At 63.6% G+C, this 2,191-nt stretch carries 2 protein-coding genes; both read right to left on the bottom strand.

Annotation, left to right across the window (positions count from 1 at the left end; genetic code table 11):
• On the bottom strand, window positions 1-483 hold a 483-nt coding region (gene cofE / locus ACFQEU_RS14865), incomplete at its 3' end, for a coenzyme F420-0:L-glutamate ligase (RefSeq protein WP_379783422.1).
• Window positions 484-713: 230 nt separating this feature from the next.
• Window positions 714-1,712, bottom strand: a complete 999-nt coding sequence (locus tag ACFQEU_RS14860) for a ferritin-like domain-containing protein (RefSeq protein WP_379783420.1) — start codon at window positions 1,710-1,712, stop codon at window positions 714-716.
• Window positions 1,713-2,191: the final 479 nt, after the last annotated feature.

Raw genomic sequence — 2,191 nt, 5'->3', positions numbered from 1 at the left:
CCCGCGCTGGCCGTGACGGAACGGCCGACCGCAGGTGTCGGTGACGACGATGCGGTCGGCCGCGAGTCCCTCGCGGATCCGCGCCGCGCTTTCGGAGGGACGCTCCGGGAGCAACAGCAGGTCGCCGTCGGGAACGTTCGACCGATCGATCCCCGCGTTGACGCCGATGTGGCCGAAGCGGGTCGCCGTCAGGAGGAACGGGGCCTCCATGATCAGCTCCGTCGACTCCTCGATCACGGCCTGGGCGAACCGCGGGTCCTTCTCCTCGCCCGAGAGCTCCGCGAGCCGCGCCGCGACCTCCTCTGCGCGCGGACTGGGCGGGAACGCCTCGAGGTCGTAGGTTCGGCCCTCCGCCTTGGAGACGACGGTGCTGGCGACGCAGACGACGTCGTCCTCGTGGAGATCGACGCGCGCGTCGATCATGGCCGCCAGATCGTCTCCCTCCCGGATCTCCGGCAGGTCCGGTACGGCGAACAGCTCCATACGTGTTCAACCGCCGCGACGAGGAAAAACCCCGCCGGTACCGGGTCGGTTTGACGGTATCGAACGCTCAAACGACTGACAGCGCACTACCGCGTGAACACTCGCTTCGAAAGGCGCGACGAGAACGACGTCGGGGCGCTCGATCCGCGAAGAACACGCGGATCGGTTCCCGGTACCAGCGTTCCGCGCTCTACAGGTCTCCGCCGTTGCTTACCCGTCTCCGCCGTTGCTTACACGTCCCCGCCGTTGCCGTCACCGCCCTCGTCCGTTCCGTTCCCGTTCTCTCCGTTGCTCGTCTCGTCCTCGCCTTCGTCCGTACCGTTTTCGCCTTCGTCCGTACCGTTTTCGCCTTCGTCCGTACCGTTTTCGCCTTCGTCCGTGCCATCCCCGTTCTCTCCGTTGCCCGTCTCGTCCTCGCCTTCGTCCGTACCGTTTTCGTCTTCGTCCGTGTCATCCCCGTTCTCGCCTTCTTCGTCGTCTTCTTCCTCCTCGCCCACAATGAATGGGGCTGCGAGTTCCAGCACCTCGGAGCGAGAGCGCGCCTCGTCGAACGCCGTCGGGAACCCGGTTTGGCTGGTTAATGTGCGCACGAAGGACGCGTGTCGCGCCTCTACGCTGTGAATGCTGAGTGCGGGTGCGACCAGGTCCTCGTTCTCGATGAACGGTGCCGCCCCGGCGTACGCGGAGACGCCGATGTCCTCGAGCATGGCGGCGGTCGCGAGGAACGGCTCCGCGTACTCGACGCGGAGTCCGAAGTCGAACTCCAGATCCTCGACCGGTTCACCACCCAGCGCCTCGATCGTCTCACCGAGCACGTCCGCGTGAGTCTCCTCGTGTTCCTGTATCGTCACCAGTTCATCGTACGCCCTCTCTGCGAGGGCGCTGTCCGCTTGGAGCATGTTGCAGGTGCAGAGCTCCTCCTCACTGATGTTCTCCAACGCCTGTCGGTAGAAGTCCGCTTCGAGGAGCTCGAGCGTTCGGGCGTAGTTCAGGATCGCAACGTCGTCCTCGAACTCGTTCTCGATCGGTTCCGGGTCCTCGCCGTTCGTCTCCTCGTCGTCTCCGTCCTCGTCATCTCCGTTCTCGTCGTGTTCATCGCCGCTGACAGGAGCGACGAGTCCCACACCGGCAGCGAGCCCACCGAGAGCACCGGCAGTCCCGGCGACGAACTGTCGCCGTGTGTTGTTTGCGCTATTCTCCAGCACGTCGTCGTCAGCTATGTTCTCCACACCACCACTTCGGAGCACCCTGTATTCGTTATGAATGAGCACGACTCTCCGCCGAGTCGCATCGTCGAAAGTAACCTTACCGTTATTTCTACCTGAATCTCCGTGGAGAGGTGCCGCAGTCGGGCGGTAATATCGGCTTTTCTCGACAATATTGCCGGTGGAGAGACTGTGCAATATACGTGAGATACACCTCCGTTCGAGTGTTTAGCCTGACGGTCACCGGTGACGACATCCACCAACGAGTGGGAGTCGCGGAGAGACACCACGACACGGTCTCGCCGTGAACGGTCACCGTCTCACCGCGAGGTGTTCGACGAGCAGCCGGGTGGGTTTGGCGACGAGCCGTGAACCGCCTCGGGATCATGCCCCGGGGCACTCGCCTTGCTTATCGAAGTTACAAGGCTAAAACCCCGCCCTGAAGGGCGGGGATACAGCCGACAATTCCTACACAACCCACCGCCGATGGCACTGCCGGATAT

This window comes from Halorubrum tibetense (assembly GCF_042661865.1).
Classification (GTDB): Archaea; Halobacteriota; Halobacteria; order Halobacteriales; family Haloferacaceae; genus Halorubrum; species Halorubrum tibetense.
This window is presented reverse-complemented; position numbering and strand designations above follow the sequence as displayed.